The sequence below is a fragment of the Achromobacter sp. ACM04 genome (assembly GCF_014851465.1).
GTDB lineage: Bacteria > Pseudomonadota > Gammaproteobacteria > Burkholderiales > Burkholderiaceae_B > Achromobacter > Achromobacter aegrifaciens.
The window spans coordinates 165,079-183,258 of record NZ_JACUZS010000006.1; the positions used below are offsets into that span (position 1 = coordinate 165,079).

The 18,180-nt window shown below is 62.7% G+C and carries 24 protein-coding genes; 22 read left to right on the plus strand and 2 right to left on the minus strand.

What is annotated here, in order from left to right:
- The first annotated feature begins 82 nt into the window (after positions 1–82).
- The 22 genes from IB259_RS29145 (at position 83) to IB259_RS29250 (ending at position 16,537) form a co-directional block, all read left to right on the plus strand.
- On the plus strand, positions 83–913 hold the full coding sequence (locus IB259_RS29145; protein ID WP_175181844.1) for a YdaU family protein: 831 nt from the start codon (positions 83–85) through the stop codon (positions 911–913).
- Entirely contained in the window at positions 900–1,643 is a 744-nt protein-coding gene (locus IB259_RS29150) for a hypothetical protein (RefSeq protein WP_192330862.1), read from the plus strand. Before IB259_RS29145 ends, IB259_RS29150 begins: the two co-directional genes overlap by 14 nt.
- Entirely contained in the window at positions 1,636–1,992 is a 357-nt protein-coding gene (locus IB259_RS29155; protein ID WP_192330864.1) for a hypothetical protein, read from the plus strand. The genes IB259_RS29150 and IB259_RS29155 overlap by 8 nt, the downstream gene beginning before the upstream one ends.
- Entirely contained in the window at positions 1,989–2,249 is a 261-nt protein-coding gene (locus IB259_RS29160) for a hypothetical protein (protein ID WP_054453334.1), read from the plus strand. Before IB259_RS29155 ends, IB259_RS29160 begins: the two co-directional genes overlap by 4 nt.
- A 319-nt stretch (positions 2,250–2,568) precedes the next feature.
- The gene (locus tag IB259_RS29165; protein ID WP_054453332.1) at positions 2,569–3,102 is read left to right on the plus strand and encodes a hypothetical protein; all 534 of its coding nucleotides are present in this window, start codon (positions 2,569–2,571) and stop codon (positions 3,100–3,102) included.
- Positions 3,103–3,106: 4 nt separating this feature from the next.
- Positions 3,107–4,585, plus strand: a complete 1,479-nt coding sequence (locus IB259_RS29170; protein WP_192330867.1) for a DUF3383 domain-containing protein — start codon at positions 3,107–3,109, stop codon at positions 4,583–4,585.
- A 9-nt stretch (positions 4,586–4,594) separates the two neighbouring features.
- Positions 4,595–5,026 (plus strand): hypothetical protein, encoded by a 432-nt coding sequence (locus tag IB259_RS29175; protein ID WP_192330868.1) that lies wholly within the window; start codon positions 4,595–4,597, stop codon positions 5,024–5,026.
- Position 5,027: 1 nt separating this feature from the next.
- Entirely contained in the window at positions 5,028–5,462 is a 435-nt protein-coding gene (locus tag IB259_RS29180; protein ID WP_192330869.1) for a hypothetical protein, read from the plus strand.
- Between the two features lie 168 nt (positions 5,463–5,630).
- Positions 5,631–7,298: a phage tail tip lysozyme gene (locus IB259_RS29185; protein WP_192330870.1), complete on the plus strand. Its 1,668-nt coding sequence runs from the start codon at positions 5,631–5,633 to the stop codon at positions 7,296–7,298.
- On the plus strand, positions 7,298–7,942 hold the full coding sequence (locus tag IB259_RS29190) for a phage baseplate protein (RefSeq protein WP_175161698.1): 645 nt from the start codon (positions 7,298–7,300) through the stop codon (positions 7,940–7,942). The genes IB259_RS29185 and IB259_RS29190 overlap by 1 nt, the downstream gene beginning before the upstream one ends.
- Before the next feature lie 11 nt (positions 7,943–7,953).
- Positions 7,954–8,238, plus strand: a complete 285-nt coding sequence (locus tag IB259_RS29195) for a hypothetical protein (protein ID WP_225596973.1) — start codon at positions 7,954–7,956, stop codon at positions 8,236–8,238.
- Positions 8,235–9,116 (plus strand): hypothetical protein, encoded by an 882-nt coding sequence (locus IB259_RS29200; protein ID WP_192330871.1) that lies wholly within the window; start codon positions 8,235–8,237, stop codon positions 9,114–9,116. Before IB259_RS29195 ends, IB259_RS29200 begins: the two co-directional genes overlap by 4 nt.
- Positions 9,109–9,840: an oxidoreductase gene (locus IB259_RS29205; protein ID WP_119450087.1), complete on the plus strand. Its 732-nt coding sequence runs from the start codon at positions 9,109–9,111 to the stop codon at positions 9,838–9,840. Before IB259_RS29200 ends, IB259_RS29205 begins: the two co-directional genes overlap by 8 nt.
- Positions 9,841–9,845: 5 nt before the next feature.
- Positions 9,846–10,187: a hypothetical protein gene (locus IB259_RS29210; protein ID WP_225596980.1), complete on the plus strand. Its 342-nt coding sequence runs from the start codon at positions 9,846–9,848 to the stop codon at positions 10,185–10,187.
- A 7-nt stretch (positions 10,188–10,194) separates the two neighbouring features.
- Entirely contained in the window at positions 10,195–11,406 is a 1,212-nt protein-coding gene (locus IB259_RS29215) for a baseplate J/gp47 family protein (protein WP_192330873.1), read from the plus strand.
- The gene (locus IB259_RS29220; RefSeq protein WP_175161709.1) at positions 11,403–12,077 is read left to right on the plus strand and encodes a DUF2612 domain-containing protein; all 675 of its coding nucleotides are present in this window, start codon (positions 11,403–11,405) and stop codon (positions 12,075–12,077) included. Before IB259_RS29215 ends, IB259_RS29220 begins: the two co-directional genes overlap by 4 nt.
- Complete coding sequence (locus tag IB259_RS29225; protein ID WP_175161711.1) at positions 12,067–12,987, plus strand: hypothetical protein; 921 nt, start codon at positions 12,067–12,069, stop codon at positions 12,985–12,987. The genes IB259_RS29220 and IB259_RS29225 overlap by 11 nt, the downstream gene beginning before the upstream one ends.
- 1 nt (position 12,988) lies before the next feature.
- Positions 12,989–13,240, plus strand: coding sequence for a hypothetical protein (locus tag IB259_RS29230; RefSeq protein WP_192330875.1), 252 nt, complete (start codon positions 12,989–12,991; stop codon positions 13,238–13,240).
- 74 nt (positions 13,241–13,314) lie between these two features.
- Positions 13,315–13,623, plus strand: a complete 309-nt coding sequence (locus tag IB259_RS29235; protein WP_192330877.1) for a hypothetical protein — start codon at positions 13,315–13,317, stop codon at positions 13,621–13,623.
- 34 nt (positions 13,624–13,657) lie between these two features.
- On the plus strand, positions 13,658–14,068 hold the full coding sequence (locus IB259_RS29240; protein WP_175181853.1) for a M15 family metallopeptidase: 411 nt from the start codon (positions 13,658–13,660) through the stop codon (positions 14,066–14,068).
- Positions 14,065–14,466 carry a hypothetical protein gene (locus tag IB259_RS29245; protein WP_192330879.1) on the plus strand — a complete coding sequence of 134 codons (402 nt, stop codon included), beginning with the start codon at positions 14,065–14,067 and terminating at the stop codon, positions 14,464–14,466. Before IB259_RS29240 ends, IB259_RS29245 begins: the two co-directional genes overlap by 4 nt.
- Before the next feature lie 262 nt (positions 14,467–14,728).
- A complete protein-coding gene (locus IB259_RS29250; RefSeq protein ID WP_192330881.1) occupies positions 14,729–16,537 on the plus strand; it encodes a right-handed parallel beta-helix repeat-containing protein in 1,809 nt (602 codons plus the stop codon).
- 85 nt (positions 16,538–16,622) lie between these two features.
- Here IB259_RS29250 and IB259_RS29255 read toward each other — a convergent pair whose 3' ends face one another.
- Positions 16,623–16,874 carry a hypothetical protein gene (locus IB259_RS29255; RefSeq protein ID WP_125472828.1) on the minus strand — a complete coding sequence of 84 codons (252 nt, stop codon included), beginning with the start codon at positions 16,872–16,874 and terminating at the stop codon, positions 16,623–16,625.
- 254 nt (positions 16,875–17,128) lie between these two features.
- Positions 17,129–18,091 (minus strand): tripartite tricarboxylate transporter substrate binding protein, encoded by a 963-nt coding sequence (locus IB259_RS29260; RefSeq protein ID WP_054453299.1) that lies wholly within the window; start codon positions 18,089–18,091, stop codon positions 17,129–17,131.
- Between the last annotated feature and the right edge of the window lie 89 nt (positions 18,092–18,180).

Here is an 18,180-nt window from a genome sequence, read left to right on the forward strand (position 1 = left end):
AGTTGGCTTGCATTTAGAATCTTAGCATTCTAAGATTTAAAAATGATAGCGAGGTAAGACTGGCGGGGATGCAAAAACACGCATGAACTACTACAGCCACAACATCGGTGATTACGCGCAGGCCACGGCGCATCTGAGCTTGCTTGAAGATGCCATCTACAGCCGCCTGCTGCGCCGGTACTACGCCGAAGAGCAGCCCATCGTGGACAACCTGCAGCAGGTATTCCGGTGGGTGGGGGCCCGTAGCGAAGAAGAAAGAGAGGCGGCCGCGCAGGTGCTGGCCGAGTTCTTCGTGTTGCGCGATGGCCATTGGCACAACAAACGGGCGGACGTGGAGATTGCCGCGTATCACGTCAAGGCCGAGACCGCCAAGGCCAACGGCCGGCGAGGCGGCAGGCCCAGGCTGGCAGAGCGCAATCCCGAACAACCCAGCGGGTTTCCCATGGGTTTCGACGAGAAACCCGGCCATGGCCCGGCAGATGGCGGATCGGAAGCTAACCAAGAACCAGGAACCAAGAACCAGGAGCCAAAAGAACACACCTCCCGCAAGCGGGGGACCGGATTCGACGCGTCCGTGATCGAACTGCCGGATTGGCTGGACCGCGAGGACTGGGTCAGTTGGATTGCCGACCGCAAGGCGCGCAAAAAGCCGGTGACGCAGGAGGGCGCCAGGCGTCAGCTGCAACAGCTTGCCGCCTATCTGGCCGCAGGGCATCCGCCAGGGGCCGTGATCGCGAACAGCATCGCGGGCGGGTACCAGGGCCTCTTCCCTCCGCGCACGCCTGCTACAGCGGGCCATCCGGCAGGCAGGGCGCAACGCCTGGCCGACTGGACCGAGGAGCTGCGAGAAGTACTGGCCGACGACGGCCGGCCGCGCGAGCGGTTCATGGGGACGATCGATGCAACCCGCTGACATCCCTTCCGCCGCCATGGGCGCGCTGGTGGTCAATGAAATGCTGCTGATGTACGGCGCCAAGTTCGCGCAGCAATGGCAGGGCCTGACTGCCCGTGAACTGAAGGATTCATGGAACCAGAAATTGGCCGGCCTGGACGAGGTGCAGGTGCGTCGCGGCCTGGTCGCCTGCCTGACCCAGGAATGGCCGCCGACGCTGCCGCAGTTCATCAAATTATGTTGCCCGTGGATGGTTCCCGAAGTGGCCTATCACGAGGCCGTGCGTGGCTTGTCAGCGCGCAGGCGCGGCGAGCCCGGTGTCTGGTCGCATCCGGCGGTGTACTGGGCCGCGGTGGGCGTCAGCACGGTGGATCTGCTGGGCTGCACCTACGGCGCCATCAAGGCGCGCTGGGAGAAGACGCTGAACGAGGAGCTGGCGAAGGGCGTGTGGGCGGATATCCCGTTGCCTGGTCCGGCGCTGCCCGCGCCCGGCCAGACGCTGGCCACGCGCGCCGAGGCCGAGGCGGCACTCAAGAAGATGGGCGCGCAAAAGGTGCTGCGGGACCGTGGGTGCCCGCCCCGGAGCTGGATCGAAAAGTGGGAGGCGCGCATCGCGCGCGGCGACCACCCGAGCAAGGGCATCGCCGACATGCTCAAGCGCGCCAAGGGCGAAAGCCAGGATACGGAGGGCCGTCTGCAGAACGGTTCCAGCGGCAAGACAGGTAAACAATGCGAGGTGGCTGATGAGTAAATTGACGGGTGACGATCTGATCTGGAACTGGGCCCGCTGGACCTGGTCCGGCGCTACGGTGGGAAACATGGAGGTATACCTTTCCGAAGAGGAGGGCTACCGGCCCATCAACCATCACCACGCCATGGAGGTCGAGGCGATGCATGCCGCGCTGCCCTGGCACGAGCGCATGATCATCATTGCCGAATACCCGCAGAAGAATGTGATGTTCGGCCAGCTGGATGGCCGCGCGCGCCGCGCCAAGGCGCTGGACTGGATTGCCGATACGACCGGCGTGGCCATGACCGAAACCGAATACAAACTGTACCTGGGTCTTTTCCGCAGCCTGGTGGAAAGGAGGCTGGCGTGAAGTACGCGCACGAGGTGATGGATCTGATGGCCTGCTATCCCGGCCGCTCATTCCGTTTGATGGAGCTGGTCCGTCATGTGTCACGCGGCCGGCCTTTGTCTGTTCCCGAAAAGACGCGCCTGCAAAGAGGCATCCAGCGGGCCATGGATGCGCTGCAGGATACCGGCAGCGTGCTGATTCAAGAGCCCGAGAAAGGCGGGCACGGGCGAACCTACGCGTGGCGTGTGACGGTTCCGTCACAAGACCGCGCCCCATAGGTCACGCAATCGGTCACAATGGGTCCGGGGCATTGCGCCCCAAGCAAATGCAGCCCTGGCCACGCGCCGGGGCTTTTTGTTTTGGGCGCGTGGCCCCGGCTTTTTCACTGCTGGGGCAGGGCTCGAACTTCTTTGCACTGCATGTGACGGAACCGTCACAAGACCCCGCCCCAACGGTCACGCAATCGGTCACAATTTGTCCGGGGCATTGCGCCCCTGACAAATGCAACCCCGAAATGCAGCCCCGGCCACGTGCCGGGGCTTTTGCATTTGGGCGCGATGTTTCGGCGCCAGTCTTCTTCAGCAGGAATCCAACTCCATGAGCGTTCAGATCAGCATCACAGAAAACCAGCTGGTAGAGGACCTCGCCGCATTCTTCAAGACCTTGGTCGACTGCGACGTTGTCCGCGGTCTACCCGGTTGGGTTCCCGCGCCACCGCGCGAGTGCGTCGTCATCACTCCGCTGGCGGCGCAGGGACTTTCCGTGCCGGTCATGGCCTATGCCGATCCGTCGCCCGCGGCGGGGAAGCGGATCATGACCCAGGCCACGCAATGGTCTGCTCGCGTGGATGGCTACGGGGCGCGGGCCCTGGACTTGGCGCTTACGCTCTCGATCGCCCTGCGCAGCCAGTACGGGTGCGAGTTCCTGGGGAATCTGGGACGAACTCAGCCGCTGTACGCGGGCGAGCTCAAGCAAGTGCCCTTCGAGAGCGGGGAAAGCCAGACCTTCGAGCGGTGGTGGTTCGACGCCGTCCTGCAGTTCAACCCTTCCATCAGCGTGCCGCAGCAGTTTGCGGACCACCTTCACGTGGGCCTCATCGAGGCCGACACCACCTACCCTACGGGAGCTTAATCCTATGTCCATTCCCGCCAGTGAAATCGTCCAGGTAGTGCCTGGCGTGATCTCCGCCGGCGGATCGGCGCTCGATTTGAACGGCCTGATCCTGACCCACGATACCGCCGTCCCCATCGGCACCGTCCAGAGTTTCGCGACCCCGCGCGACGTACAGCGCTTCTTCGGTCCGACCTCGACCGAGGCCGCCCTGGCCGACGTCTACTTCAACGGCTTCGACACCTCGACCCGCAAGCCGGGCAATCTGTTGTATGCCCAGTATCCGGCGGCAGCGGTTTCCGCCTATCTGCGCGGCGGCTCGATGGCCGCGGTGACGCTGACCCAGCTGCAGGCGCTGTCCGGCATCCTGACGGTGACCGTGGACGGCGTGGCGAAGACCTCCGCCAGCATCGACCTGTCGACGGCAACGAGCTTCTCGAACGCCGCCACGATCATCGAAGCCGGGTTCACCGCCATGGGCGCCACCTGCACCTACGATGCGCAGCGTGCCGCTTTCGTGATCGTCTCGGCCACCGATGGCGTCGCCAGCACGATCTCCTATGGCAGCGGCACCCTCGCGTCGGGCTTGAAGCTGACGCAGGCCGCTGGCGCCAAGGTGTCGCTGGGTGCCGCGGCCGGCATTCCAGCGGTGGACATGGGCCGGATTACCGACCTGACCCAGAACTGGGCGGCGTTCATGACGACCTTCGAGCCCGATACGGCCGGCAAAGTGGCGTTTTCGGCGTGGACGAATGCCCAGGGCGACCGCTACGCCTACGTCGGCTGGGACACCGATATCACCGCTACCCAGCAGGGCAACACGTCCAACTGGGCGGCTGTCGTAAGCGCCAATGAATACTCGGGCTCCGTGCCGGTCTACAAGGACGTGCTGCATGCAGCCTTCGTCCTGGGCGCCGTTGCATCGCTCGACTTCGAACGTACCAACGGCCGCGCCACCCTGGCGTTCAAGGGCCAGTCGGGCCTCGCGTTCTCCGTGACTGACGCGACCACCGCTCAGACGCTGATCGACAACGGCTACAACTTCTACGGCGACTACGCCACCAGCAACGACCGCTTCCGCTTCCTGTACCCGGGCCAGATCAGCGGCAACTGGAAATGGGTCGACACCTACGTCAACCAGATCTGGTTGAACGCGGCGTTTCAGCAGGCGCTGATGACGCTGCTGACCCAGGTGAACGCCATTCCCTACAACATCGACGGCTACACGCTGATCGACGCTGCCTGCCTGGACCCGATCAACGCCGCGGTCAACTTCGGCGCCATCCGCGCCGGCGTGACGCTGTCGAGCCAGCAGAAGGCGCAGATCAACAGCCAGGCCGGCGTGGATATCTCCGACACGCTCCAGACCCGCGGCTGGTATCTGCAGATCAAGGACGCGACGCCGCAGGTGAGAGAGGCCCGCGGCACCCCGCCCATGACGTTCTGGTACCTGGACGGCGGTTCCGTCCAGCAGATCACCCTGGCCTCGCTGGCCATTCTTTAAGGATTCAACATGGCGACTTTGACCAGTGCCAACTCGGTTCTGATGCTTGCGGTGGGCGGCGTTTTTCCGGTGCCGCAGAAGATCGAGGGCTACGCTTCCGACAGCGCCTTCACCTTCGAGGCTGCCAAGCCCGCGCAGGTAACCATGGGCGTGGACGGCCGCATGTCGGCCGGCTACGTGCCGGTTCCCCGCGTGCAGACCATCACGATCCAGCCCGATTCCCCGTCCATGCGCGTCTTCGAGATCTGGATGGCAGCCAGTGAAACGGCCCGCGAAGTGTTCTATGCACACGGCACCCTCAACATCCCGTCGATCGACCGCAAGTACACGCTGACCCGCGGCGTGCTGACGCAGATTCCGCCGGCGCCGGATGCCAAGGCGATGCTCCAACCCATGGCGTTCCAGATCACCTGGCAGAACGTCTCTCCGGCGCTGGTGTGACATGGCCAGAAAGCAAATAACCCTGACCATCGGCGCCGAAGGGCGCGACAAGGGCAAGGTGTTCATCCTGACGGAGCTTTCTGCCTACGACGCCGAGGAATGGGCCGGTCGGGCGCTGTTTTCGTTGATGAACGCCGGGGTGGAAATCCCGGACAACATCGCAGAGGCCGGGCTGGCCGGCGTGGCCGCCATGGGCATGAAGGCCATCGCCAAGCTGCCTTTCGAGAGCGCCAAGCCGCTGCTGGAAAAGATGATGGATTGCGTCCAGATCCAGCCCAGCCCGAACGTGACGCGCGAGCTCATGTCAGGCGATGTCGAGGAGGTGGCGACCCTGTTCACGCTGCGCAAGAAAGTCCTGGGCTTGCACCTGGATTTTTTTACGGCCGCCGTTCCATCGACTTCGGGCTCCAAGTCCACGACGGCGGCGCGCGCCTGATTCGCTACGCCAATATCCCCCGGATCATTGGCGTGGTGATTTCCCGGTACCCCGGCCTGCTGCACGACCTGCAGACGGTCTACGGTGCCGAAGACCTGTACAACCTGCTTGAGGTGATTGCGGTGGACGCACACAACAGGCGCGTCCTAGCTGAACCGAGGTAATTGCATGGCCACCATCATCGACGCCTTGCTCGTCACCGCGGGTTTCGATCCGAAGCGTTTTGCGGCGGACAGCTACTCCGGTGCGGCCGGTCTGAGCCAAACGGCCCAGAATCTGGATATGAGCACCGAGCGGCTGTCCGCGTGGCAGAAGGCGGCCGAGCGGGCAGGCGGAACTGCGGAAGCCATTTCCGCCCAATTGAGGGAATCCTCGGTCGAGGTAGCCAGATTCAACCGCGGATCCGCCGCGGACTCGCTACCCGGGTTCTTCCGCAACGGCGGCAATGTCGGCGACCTCAAGGACGGGAACACCTACCTTCTGGCCAGGTCGAGGATCATTGCCGATCTTTACCAGAAGGACAGGGCCCAGGCCGCGCTGGCCGCCCAGGACATGGGTATCAACGAGGGCCTGTTCAATCTGTTCAAGCGCGGGCCCGATGAGCTCGAGCGGTTGCTTCAGGTCCAGGAGAAGCGCGCCGCCATCTCCGGTAGCGATGCGCAAGCTGCCTCGCAGCTGCGCGACCGTTACCTGGATCTGCGCGATACCTTTGAATCGGTGAGCGTCAGGGTGCTGCTGGCGCTCATGCCGGCGTTCGAGCGGCTTATCTCGCTCGCACAGGGCTGGGGCGATTATCTGCTTGAGAACCGAGACGAAATCGTCGAGTGGGTCGACGGCGCGGCGCAGGCCATCGTGAAGTTCATTGATGCAGTCGATTCGGCGGCGCAGGCGGTGGGAGGATGGCAAAACGTCCTGCTAGCGCTGGGGGCGCTCAAGATTCTTTCCTGGGTAAATTCGCTGCTGAGCCTGGCATCTGCCTTGGGGGCCGTGGCTACGGCTCTCGGAACCCTTGGTGGCGCAGGCGCGGCGCGTGGACTGGGTGCGTTGAGAGGCTTGGGACCTGCGGCGTTGAGAGCGGCAGGACCTGTCGCGGCAGGCATCGCATTGTTGTTCAATAGCAAGGACACGAACGTAGGCGAAGCCGAATTTCTGGCAGCAAGGGACAATCCCGCGCTGAGGAGTAAAGAGGTTCTCGATGCGGTCAGGTACTTCGAGTCCAAGAAGGGCTACACCCGGGAGGCGGCCGTGGGGGTGGTGGCCAACCTGCAGGCCCAAAGCAACCTGGACCCCAGGGCCGTGGGCGCTGATGGCGTTTCCGCCGGCATCGGACTATGGAATCCGCGACGCCAGGCCGACTTCAAGCGCATATATGGCATGGACCTGCGCGAGTCCACGGTTGAACAGCAACTGGATTTCGTCGCCAGTGAGTTGGAGAGCACCAGGCGCAGGGCGGGAGTACATCTGGCCGCTGCCACCACCCCGGCCCAGGCCAGCGTGGCCGTGTACCGCCACTTCGGATTGAACAAGTCCGAAGGGGCCAGCTCAAGCGAAGAGCGCAAGCTCGCCGCCGCTGCCGGGGCAATTTATGGGACGCTTTTCCTCGAAGATCAGGAACGAGGCGCCGCAGCTGCGGCTACGACGGCCGCAGTCGCCCAAGCCAGCGCTGCCGCCATCCCGAGCAGCACGGCAACCACCAGCAATACGTCCGAAACCCATATCCACGGCCCCATTACGGTTGTGACGCAGGCGACCGATGGTGAGGGAGTCGCTCGCGATTTGGGGCGTGTGGGGCGCTCCCAGAATCTCGTCCAACAAGGCAATACGGGGATGTTCTGATGCCGCTTATTCCTTTTCCCGATGTTCCGAGCAGTCCGGGCGTCCCCGCAGTCTTTCGCGCCGCGTTCCTTCCTTCGGTCTCCGAACCGGCAAGCTTCGAACTTGCGGCGCTGACCGACAGGATCTTCGGTCCTCCTCGCTGGGGGCTGTATGGCGTCGATGGGCGGCAGATGCTGGTCTTCGAGACGTTCCTTGGAATTACCTTCAATCAGAGCGGCCAGATATCCAGCCATCCGGTTGAGCAGGGCGGATTCGCGTCCTTCAACAAGGTCGATGCGCCGTTCGAAGCGACCATCAAGCTGGCGCATGGCGGCGATCCAGTGTCACGCAAAGTCATGTTGTCCGTGCTGGAGCGCATCGTCGGCAGCACGGAGCTGTACTCAGTGGCGACGCCAGAGATCGTCTATCCGTCGGCCAACCTGGTGAAGTACTCATACACCCGCGCCGACAAGAACGGCTCCAGCCTCCTGATCGTTGAACTGACTCTGCAGGAAGTCCGGCAGACGGCCGTCCAGCTATCGCCGGCCACGCAGGACCCCAGCGGCGCGAATGAAGTTAGCAATGGCCAGGTACAGGCGTTCGAGATTGACGCCTATCCCCGGCGCGATCAGAACAAGGTGGCCGATCTGGAGCCCATCCAATGAAGAGAATTCCCTTGAGGCCCGTTCCTGCACAAATGCTCAGCGTCGTGCTGTCCGGGCAGAACTGCCAGATCGCCGTCTACCAGAAGTCGACGGGACTCTATCTGGATCTTGAACTCGACAATGCGCCCATCGTGACGACGGTGCTTTGCCATGATCGAGTACGGCTGGTGCGGTCTGCCTACCTGGGCTTCGTTGGGGATCTGGCCTTTGTGGACACCCAGGGCCACGCCGACCCGCAGTATCAGGATCTCGGATCGCGCTTCGTCCTGGCCTACCTGGAGCCGCTGGAACTATGAGCTTCATCAAGCGCCGGTTGGACGTGACCATCAGCCTGGGTAAAGGAAAGTTCGGCGACGAGCAGGGGCCGGAAGTAACGCTCAGCGGCTACCGGATGTCGGTGACCATTCCTGCCTATACGACCTTCGAAAACAGTCCGATGACCCTGCTGATCCACGGACTGAATCAAGACCTGATGAACAAGCTGACGACGATAGGGCCCGTCATGACGGAACGCCGGGGAAAGAATCTTGTCCGGATCGACGCAGGGGGGGAATCCGGGGCTCCCTGCCTGGTCTACGAGGGGGACATCGTTGAGGCCTGGGCTGGCTACGGAATGGGTGCAGAGGGCAAGGCGACCGCAGGGGGCGTATTCACGGTCAAGGCCGAGGTGGCCGGGGCCAAGCAGGTGAAGCCCGCATCCGCCAGGTCGTTTCCCGGTGCAAAAAAAGCGCAAGAAATCATGTGCGATATCGCTGAATCGATGGGATACAAGGGCGAAAAAAGCGGGGAGGACTATGTGTTGGCCGATCCTTATTTTTCCGGAACCGACATGGACCAATTGCGCAGCTGCGCGAAGGCCGCCCGGGTCAACTTCACGATAGACCGCGGCGTCCTGTCAGTCTGGCCGGAGGGCGGATACAGAAAGGGCGATCCGATTCTCGTGGCCCCGGAAACGGGGTTGAGCGGATATCCGGCTTTTACGAGCAAGGGGCTCCAACTGACGACGCTCTACAACCCGCATCTCGGATTGGGGAAAAGAGTGCAGGTCATCAGCACCGTCGAACCCGCGCATGGCGAGTGGATCATTGTGAGCTTGTCCCACAAGCTGGATGCGGAGGTCCCCGGCGGCGTCTGGCAGTCGGTGGCGGTGTGCAAAAGGAACCTCAATGCCTGAGCAATACGGATACGCAGGGCTGGCGCAAGCCGGCCAGGGCGACAGCGAGTTCGGCGCCTTGCAGTTCCTGATCAGCCAGGCGCTGATCCGAGTCAGCACGGCGACGCTGGTCAAGGTGGTGTCGGTGACGAATGCAGGCGGGCTATCGCCCGTGGGCTTCGTCGATGTGCAGCCGCTCGTCAACCAGCTTGATGGGGCCGGCAATGCCGTGCCGCATGGCGTCCTGCATCGTCTTCCCTACTTCCGCCTTCAGGGCGGAGCGGACGCCGTCATCCTGGACCCGAAGGTCGGGGATATCGGGATGGCGGCTTTCGCGAATCGGGACATCTCGCTGGTGAAGACCTCGAAGGCGCAGAACAACCCCGGTTCCTGGCGTTCCCACGACATGGCGGACGGGCTGTATTTCGGCGGTCTGCTGAATGGAACCCCGGTGCAGTACGTGCAGTTCACGGCGGACGGCATACACATCGTGTCGCCCTCCAAGGTGACGGTGGCCGCGCCCAATATCGAACTGAACGCCAGCGCGCAGTGCGCATTGAATTCTCCACGGATCGTGCTGAACGGGACGGTGCAACAAGGCGGTGGATCCTTCGGCGGCACGTCTACCTGGCAGGGCGACATGCACACGCTGGGTACGCTGCGCAACAACGGCAAGGACGTGGGCAGCACCCACACGCATTCCGGCGTGCAGAGCGGGCCGGCAAACACAGGAGCGCCCAATTGAACACGATGCTGCTAGACCGGACGGCCTGGGACCTGGTGCTCGATGCCGCGGGGAATATCGCACTGGCGTCCAAGCCCTACGCCGTGGCGCAAGACGTCGCCAGCGCCATCAAGCTCTTCAAGGGGGAGCTGTTCTACAACACCGCCTCGGGCGTTCCGTACTGGGAAGAATTCCTGGGCCATCAGCCGCCGCTGGCGCTGGTGCGGGAACACGTCCGGCGAGCCGCGTTGACGGTCCCGGACGTGGCCGACGCGGCCTGCACGCTGACCTCCTATACCGACCGCGCCCTGGCGGGCTATGTCGCAATCACCCTGCAAGACGGAACGACGCAAGCCGTCAGCTTCTGAGGAAACCATGCCGAACATCTCGAAAGTGCCGCGCGTGCAGTTCACGCCGGAAGGGCTGGTGCTGCCCAACGAATCCGCCATCCTTGCCGGCGTCCTGTCCGACATGGACGCGGCCTTCGGTGGCGGGCTGAATCCCGCGCTGGAAACTCCCCAGGGCCAGCTGGCCTCCAGCACCACCGCCATCGTCGGCGACAAGAACAACGAGTTCGCGGCCTACGTGAACCAGGTCGACCCGGCTTATGCGCAAGGGCGGATGCAGGACGCCATCGGGCGGATCTACTTCCTGGACCGCAAGCCCGGTACGCCCACCGCCGTCATCGCCACCTGCACGGGCCTGGCGGGCGTGACGATACCGGTGGGCGCGCGCGCGCAGGCGGTGGATGGCAATCTGTACCTGTGCACGCAGGCGGGAACGATACCGGCCAGCGGACGCGTCGACCTGCCATTCGCCTGCTCGGTCGACGGGCCGGTGGATTGCGCGCCTGGCGCACTGAACCAGATCTATCAGGCCATTCCCGGTTGGGACTCGGTGTCGAACGCGGATGCCGGGACGGTGGGCAGCCATGTGGAAAGCCGGGCCGAGTTCGAGGAGCGCCGGCGGCAGTCGGTGGCGCTGAACGCCCGCGGCTCGATCCCCGCAATCTACGCCAACGTGGCGAACGTGGAGGGCGTCATCGACGCCTACGTGACGGAGAACGATCTCTCCGTGCCGAAGACGGTGGGCGGCGTCGTCCTGCGTCCGCACTCCATCTGGGTCGCGGTAACGGGCGGCGAGGCGGCGGACATCGCGGACGCCATCTGGCGCAAGAAGAGCAATGGCTCCGACTACAACGGCAACACCTCGTACACCGTGGAGGACAAGGAGGGATATGCCTATCCCTACCCGTCGTATGTCGTGACATGGGAAACCCCTGCCGCGTTGCCCGTGCGTTTCGCGGTGCAACTGGCGGACAACCCGGCCCTGCCGTCGGACATCGTTGCCTTGACCAAGCAGGCGATCATGGACGCCTTCAACGGCGGAGATGGCGGGCAGCGCGCACGCATCGGATCGACCATTTATGCCAGCCGCTACTACGCGCCCATTTCGGTGCTCAGCCCGGTGGTCTCCATCCTGTCCCTGCTTCTGGGCTCCGATACGCCATCGGCCGCCAGCCTGGCCGTTCCGATCAACCGCCGGCCCACGATCACGGCCAACGATATTGCGGTGACATTGATATGAGCGTCGTGCCTAAGCCGGGGCTGGCGGCCCGGACTCTCATCAGCCAGTATGCCAACAGCCCCACCCTCGTCCAGTTGATCAACAACATGGATGACTACATCAACCCCGACGCCGATTTCGACGCGTTCCACGACTTCGTCTGGAACGTCGAGACCGCGCAGGGCTTCGGGCTGGACATCTGGGGCAGGATCGTCGACGTCGGCCGGATGCTGACGATACCGGGAGACGTCACCTATCTGGGGTTTGACGAGGCGCTGAATTGGCAGCCCTTCAATCAGGCGCCGTTCTACACAGGCGAGCAGGCCACGCAGACATATCGGCTTGCCGATGACGCGTATCGCACGCTGATCCTGGTCAAGGCGCTGGCCAATATCTCGGATTGCACGTCGCCCAGTTTGAACCGGCTGCTGTCGAACCTCTTTGCGGGGCGGGGGCGTTGCTACGTGTCGGACACCGGGAGGATGGAATTCCGCTACGTGTTCGAGTTCGCGCTGGCGCCGCACGAAATCGCCATCCTGACTCAGTCAGGCGCGATACCCAAGCCGGCCGCGGTGCTGGCGAACATCCTGCAGGTCGATCTTTCTACTACGTTCGGATTCAACGAGGCGCTGATGCAGCCGTTCGGCTCGGGCGTACTTTTCACTTCTTCGGGGCTTATCAATGCAAGCTAGCAATGCACCTATCAAATCGGCCGTCCCGTTTGCGGAAAGCGGGACGAAGAACACTATTCCGGTTGAGTCGCAGATTGGCGTGACGCCGGGGGCGGCGTCTTTCACGGATGGCTTTCCGCCGCTGACGATGACACCGTTGGCTGCGGGTGGCGTCCCGCCATACGGTGCTGACTTCAATGGCATCCTGAACTTTCTTAGCGCTGCCGCACGATGGCAACAGGCAGGAGGGGCGTATCCCTATGACTCTGCATTCAGCACAGCCGTCGGCGGGTATCCGCAGGGCGCGATGTTGAGAAAGTCGGTCGGCGCAGGCTACTGGCTGAACCTGGTGGAGAACAACACCGCAAACCCGGATGCGGGTGGGGCGAATTGGATCGCGCTGCCTGCGGGGATAGCCTCCACCGCGGAAGCAGAGGTAGGCACGGATGACACAAGAGCGATGACGCCGTTCAAGGTATTCCAGGCCATCGCAAGAAAGGTGGTGCAAGCCACCGAAAGCGTGATAGGCGTCGCCAAGGTTGCCACGCCGGCGCAGACGAATGCCGGTGCCGATGACGCGACCATTGTGACGCCGAGAAAATTACGGCTCGGCGTGGCGATGTCGCTGGGCATCAACGGATACCTGGCGCTGCCTTCCTGGCTTGGTGGTGTCATTATCCAGTGGGGACGCGGTAGCGTGAACATGGGTACTGCGACCGGCAGCTACTACTCCGGATCTGCTTCTGTCTCGTTTCCATTGGCATTTCCGACGGCCGCTTGGGTGGCAATACCGCAAATCCAAAACAGTCCGAATGTCATGGATAGCATCAGCGTCGCGTCTTTCACCAACTCTTCGCTGCAGGTAGTCGGGTGCACCAGCTATGAAACCGGACAGGCGCCGGAATTCTATTTCATCGCCATAGGAAACTAGCATGGCCGAGATCATCCAACCAATCCAGACCGAATTCCTGGACTACGATCCCGCTCTCCCTTATGTCTTTGATGCCAACACCCGAGCGCTTTATGCATTCGTCCTTCGGTCCCGCTATCGGGAGTCGGGTTCCTGGCCCGTAGACGGCCTGCCGGTACCGGAAGAATCGGCCCATGCATATATGAATGACCCGGAAAGGGACGTGAAAACCATTACCAAGTCCGGCAGCTCATTCACTATCACGGATGCGTAGCTGCGTCGTTCAGGTTCAACCGGTATCAAATGCCAGTCCGCCGCAAGGCGCTTTTTTCCATGAGGGAGGCGAAATTGGACCTCCAAGATTTCGACGCCCTTGCGGCAAAACTCGCAGGCGTGCTGGGCGCGGTGGTATCCATGCGCTACCTGCAGGGGTCGTGGCCGGCGCGTCTAAGCATGGCGGGTAGCGGCTCATTGGTCGCCTATTACTCATCGCCGTATCTGGCACTGCTGCTCGGCATCCCAGAAGGGTTGGCCGGCTTTCCGACCGGCATGTTCGGCATGGCCATCGTCTCCCGCGGATGGGAGGTGGTACAGACGGTCCCCATCGGCGCGCTGTGGCAGGCTGTAATCGACCGGGTACGCGGAAAAGGGGTTTGAGGTGCATGGTTCCATTCGTCCGGAGACTACATCCGTGGGCATGTTTCAGCTGTCCCAACGTAGCTTGAGCCGTCTGGTTGGCGTACATCCTGACCTGGCCGCAATCGTCAAATTGGCGATTCAGCGCACGCCGATGGATTTCACCGTGGTGGAAGGCGTTCGAACCCTCGCGCGACAGCGCGAGAACGTAGCCAAGGGTGCCAGCCAGACGCTGGCCAGCTACCACTTGCCGCAGGCGGATGGTTTGAGCCATGCCGTCGACCTGGCGCCTTTGATCGCTGGAGCGATTCCCTGGAACAACTGGCAGGCCTTCGCCGATCTGGCTCAGGTGGTCAAAGCCTGCGCGGCCGAGCTCGGCGTGCCGGTGGAGTGGGGCGGCGACTGGAAAACGCTCAAAGACGGCCCGCATTTCCAGATTCCACGCAACTGGAAGGGTCGCGCATGAACGCATCGCTGCGCGCGTTGGCGCCGTATCTGATCGGCGCCGTCCTGGTGGCCGCCGTCTTCCTGTGTGTGCGCTGGTATGGCGCCGTTCAGTACCGCGCCGGAGTCGATCGGGCAAACGCCGACTATACGCTGGCCGAGCTCACCGAGTTCCAGCGCCAGACCGCGCGCTTGGGCGGAATCTCCGAATCCCTGGAAGTCGCGCTTGCCGCATTGCGCGACGCCAGCCCCAAGATCATCGAAAGGTACACCCGTGTCGAAGTCCAGAGTCCCTTACCTGCTGGCTGCCACATTGACGCTGAGCGGCTGCGCCACATCAACGAGGCCGGCCGCCTGGCCAATTCTGCCGGCCAACCTGGCGCAGCCGTGCCCGCCAGTGCCCGAGGTGACGAGCGATAGCTGGGACGATCTGGCGCGCAGCTATATCGCGCTGGTTGCGTTGTACGGAGAGTGTGCGGCACGGCAACGTGCGGCGGTGCAGAGCTGGGAGAAATCCCGGTTCGGCCCGTCGTGAGGCTGCGATCCGCTAGGTCATGCTGCAACAGATAGCCCGCACTCCGCGGGCTTTTTTTCGTCCATCCAGGAGAAAGCCATGTAGACCGGATACGCGAACAGAGAATGCCCCCTAGCCCAGCAGCGGCAAATTTCCCGGAGATATCACATGACGATCAGAACTCTTTCCCTACAGCAACTGAAGCGCTCGGCCGAGAATTCGGCAGCAATGAAGCATCATGTCGATGATGATGCAACCGTTCTTCCGGAACCTCGCACTTCCAGTTCTCCGGGCAACATGACTGGGTATTCTGTTCAAGTCCAGGACCATGGCCCGATCGCGGATGGCACGCTCCATACGCTCGCGGAGCGTTACGCCACGTTGTCGGCCGCCCAAGTCGATTACCCATTCGTCACCTCCCTGGCCGAATCCATCGACGGTGCGGCCATTCAAGCCGCATTGGACGTGGCTTTCAACAGCGGGCTCGGTCAGGTGCAGTGCGCCGGCGGAACCTACGTCATAAATTCGTCTATCCAGATGCGCGCCGGCGTGGAACTGGTTGGCGACGGCAAGACCGTTATCACGCAGCCGGACGGTCTGAATCTGCTTATTCTGATCGACTTCGGTTTCGCACATGGCGCCGGGCTGCGCGGATGCACGGTCAACGGCAACCGCGGCACCAATGCTGCAGACTACAACGCGGTTCTCGTGCATGTGCGTGGGGCCGATGACGCAACGGTCCGTGACAACGTGCTTGTTGGCAGCTGCGGATACGGCATCACATGCAGCGCAGCGCGCATGAGCGTCGTCGGCAATCACATCGAGGACACGTTCATGCATGCCATCGGCGTGTATGGATTCGTGGGGCAGGAGGCGAGGCATCTGATTCTTCAGAACAGGATCGTTCGCCCGGGCGCGGGAGCGATACTGCTCGGAGCCGCGGACTACACCATCATTTCAAACAATACGATCTATTCCCCCATCATCGGCGGACGCGATGCCAGGCTGCGCGTGAACCTGACCGGCGCCACCGTGACGTGGATTTCGGGGCCGAAGTTCACGAATGTGCGAATAGGCGAAGTGCTGGTTATCGACGGAGGCAGGGAATTCCGGATCATGGCGAGAATCAGCGACACGCAATTGACGATAGATCCAGAAGGTAGCTCCCCGGCGCTGACAAACGAACTGGCGACTATTGGGTGTGGCGACCTGATCGGCGTGATGAGTCAATTTTGCAGGATCACGGACAACGTCCTGGTTGGCGGCGCCACGTTCGGGATTGGTTGCACGGTGGGCGGCAACGCTGTAAGCACGGTCGGCAACGAGATCGTGGGAAACACCCTCAGGGGACAGGGTAAGCATGCGCTGGTCGTGGGCTGGGACGTGGGCGCAGGCGGCGTGTATGACACCGTTCTGCGCGGCAACATGGTCTACAACGCGGGCGACGCCGGAGGAAACAGCACATACGACCGCATCCCGATTTTTCTGTCTGGCCAGACGCTGGGAAAAGTAGGCGGCGTCTTGGTGGAAGGAAATTACATCGTCGGCCCGGATGGCGACAGCCGCTGCCCACACTGGATGGGCACGGACCTGAAGCTGGAATACGGATCAGTGCTGGTTGGACGAAACCACTCGATTCGCATGCTGAATCCCGGAATCTTCAATGACGTGGTGGCTGTGTCACTGTCCGGTTGGGGCGACGCGGCAAGCGCTACCGAAATTGTTTCCTACGGCCACTCCGTCCGTATGACGATCAATTGTGCTGGCTCCGGATTCACCGCCGGTCCGTCCTTCACGATTCACAAGATCTGCGACAGCGCGGAGCAACCCGCAATGGTCAAGGCCGACATTACGACCACCACCGGAACGCTGGGACAGATGTGGGGCGAACAGAGCACCGCGTCGGGGCAGTGGCGAGCCACGTACTACGGTACGCCGGCCGCTGGGAATACTTTCGTCATCACCACGCGGGCTTGAGCATGGCCTGAGTGCCACGTTGTGGCGGGCAGTTGCCCGCCTCCCAAACAAAAGCCCGCAGGCGCAAGCCGCGGGCTTTTCTTCGCTACCCTTCAAAAGGACTCTTCTTCTTCCGCCGATTCACTGGCCTGAGGATTTCGCCTGACTTCAGCCGATACACATCTTTCCCTTCCCAGATCACGGCGCCGCCGGTGGAGAGGCGGCATTGCAGCACTATGTGTGGATCGGGACTTTCGTCCGTCGCGGGTTCTTGAATGATATGTCGCTCGATCCGGTACTGGTCTCCTGCTGCCGAGACCGCAATCACATCCTCCAGTCGTCTGCATGAGATTGACATGATGAGCCTCCTTCACTTGCGCCACGTTGAAACCTGTGGCGCTGAGGTCATCGTCTCGACTGGCAAAATTCCTGTCAATGCTGCTGCGGCCCATCATCCAAGCGCATGCGCGGCGCGTCCCAGGGAAGCGTCGTGCAAAAGCATGAGGCGATGCATGCGTTTGGTCTAGGCTGTTTTCGAGGCCGCGTGTGCGTTGAAATGCTGCGGCGGTTTGAGGTATTGATCGATGGCCGCCGCAAGACCTGGATCAAAGGCTATTCAAGCTTTACGTTGGCGGACTGGATGACGCCGCGCCACTTCTTGTAATCCGCGGCGATGGTCTGGGAGAACTGCGCGGGGGTGGTCGGCATGGCGGTTGCGCCTTGCGCGGCCAGCGCATCCTGGACGTCTTTCATTGCGAGGATCTTGTTGAGCTCCGTGTTCAGCGTCTGGATGATGGGCTTGGGCGTGTTGGCGGGTGCAAGCAGTCCGTACCATACGCGCACGTCGAAGTCCGGATAGCCGGATTCTGCGACGGTGGGCACATCCGGCATGGCGGGGCTGCGCTTGAGGGAGGTCACGGCCAACGGGACTGCGCTGCCGGCCTTGATCTGCGGCGCGGCCGAGGGGATGGACGTGAAAATGACGGGGACCTGCCCGCCCAGCAGGTCGGCCATGGCCGGACCCGATCCCTTGTAAGGCACATGCACGAGCTTGATGCCCGCCTGGAGCTGCAGCAGTTCGGCGGCCAGGTGCGTGATGGTGCCTGCGCCGGGCGAGCCGTAATTGATGGTCCCGGGCGCTTTCTTGGCGGCGGCGATCAGGTCCTTGAGGGATTTGTACGGCCCGTTCTTGCTTGCGACGACCACCAGGGGGGCTTCACCGACGATGCCTATGGGTTCGAAGTCCTTGACCGGGTCATAGGCCAGCTTGGTGTAGAGCGAAGGCGCCACGGCCAGGTTGTCGACCTGGCCCATGACGATTTCGTAGCCGTCGGGCTTGGCGCGTGCGGCGGTGGTGATGCCTATGGTGCCGCCGGCGCCGGGCCGGTTCTCGGCGACGACGTTCCATTTGACCGAGTCGGACAGCTTGGCGGCGACGGTGCGCGACAGGAAGTCGGTGCCGCCGCCAGGCGTGAACGGCACAATGACGCGGATGGGCTGGTTCGGGTACTGCTGCGCGGCGGCGGGGGCGCAGGCGGCGAGCGCGCAGGCCGAGAACATTAGGGCACGTAGCATGGTTGTGGTCTCCATTCCTTGGTGGGCGCGTCCGGTCGTGATCGCCAGACGTCGGTTGCTGCGGATGCTGCTGACGCGTACTGCGGATT

Bases quoted from the DNA above. Each gene is read 5' to 3' on its own strand.
- IB259_RS29145 (WP_175181844.1), top strand. From the start codon at position 83: ATGAACTACTACAGCCACAACATCGGTGATTACGCGCAGGCCACGGCG.
- IB259_RS29150 (WP_192330862.1), top strand. From the start codon at position 900: ATGCAACCCGCTGACATCCCTTCCGCCGCCATGGGCGCGCTGGTGGTC.
- IB259_RS29155 (WP_192330864.1), top strand. From the start codon at position 1,636: ATGAGTAAATTGACGGGTGACGATCTGATCTGGAACTGGGCCCGCTGG.
- IB259_RS29165 (WP_054453332.1), top strand. From the start codon at position 2,569: ATGAGCGTTCAGATCAGCATCACAGAAAACCAGCTGGTAGAGGACCTC.
- IB259_RS29170 (WP_192330867.1), top strand. From the start codon at position 3,107: ATGTCCATTCCCGCCAGTGAAATCGTCCAGGTAGTGCCTGGCGTGATC.
- IB259_RS29175 (WP_192330868.1), top strand. From the start codon at position 4,595: ATGGCGACTTTGACCAGTGCCAACTCGGTTCTGATGCTTGCGGTGGGC.
- IB259_RS29180 (WP_192330869.1), top strand. From the start codon at position 5,028: ATGGCCAGAAAGCAAATAACCCTGACCATCGGCGCCGAAGGGCGCGAC.
- IB259_RS29185 (WP_192330870.1), top strand. From the start codon at position 5,631: ATGGCCACCATCATCGACGCCTTGCTCGTCACCGCGGGTTTCGATCCG.
- IB259_RS29190 (WP_175161698.1), top strand. From the start codon at position 7,298: ATGCCGCTTATTCCTTTTCCCGATGTTCCGAGCAGTCCGGGCGTCCCC.
- IB259_RS29200 (WP_192330871.1), top strand. From the start codon at position 8,235: ATGAGCTTCATCAAGCGCCGGTTGGACGTGACCATCAGCCTGGGTAAA.
- IB259_RS29205 (WP_119450087.1), top strand. From the start codon at position 9,109: ATGCCTGAGCAATACGGATACGCAGGGCTGGCGCAAGCCGGCCAGGGC.
- IB259_RS29210 (WP_225596980.1), top strand. From the start codon at position 9,846: ATGCTGCTAGACCGGACGGCCTGGGACCTGGTGCTCGATGCCGCGGGG.
- IB259_RS29215 (WP_192330873.1), top strand. From the start codon at position 10,195: ATGCCGAACATCTCGAAAGTGCCGCGCGTGCAGTTCACGCCGGAAGGG.
- IB259_RS29220 (WP_175161709.1), top strand. From the start codon at position 11,403: ATGAGCGTCGTGCCTAAGCCGGGGCTGGCGGCCCGGACTCTCATCAGC.
- IB259_RS29225 (WP_175161711.1), top strand. From the start codon at position 12,067: ATGCAAGCTAGCAATGCACCTATCAAATCGGCCGTCCCGTTTGCGGAA.
- IB259_RS29230 (WP_192330875.1), top strand. From the start codon at position 12,989: ATGGCCGAGATCATCCAACCAATCCAGACCGAATTCCTGGACTACGAT.
- IB259_RS29245 (WP_192330879.1), top strand. From the start codon at position 14,065: ATGAACGCATCGCTGCGCGCGTTGGCGCCGTATCTGATCGGCGCCGTC.
- IB259_RS29250 (WP_192330881.1), top strand. From the start codon at position 14,729: ATGACGATCAGAACTCTTTCCCTACAGCAACTGAAGCGCTCGGCCGAG.
- IB259_RS29255 (WP_125472828.1), bottom strand. From the start codon at position 16,874: ATGTCAATCTCATGCAGACGACTGGAGGATGTGATTGCGGTCTCGGCA.
- IB259_RS29260 (WP_054453299.1), bottom strand. From the start codon at position 18,091: ATGCTACGTGCCCTAATGTTCTCGGCCTGCGCGCTCGCCGCCTGCGCC.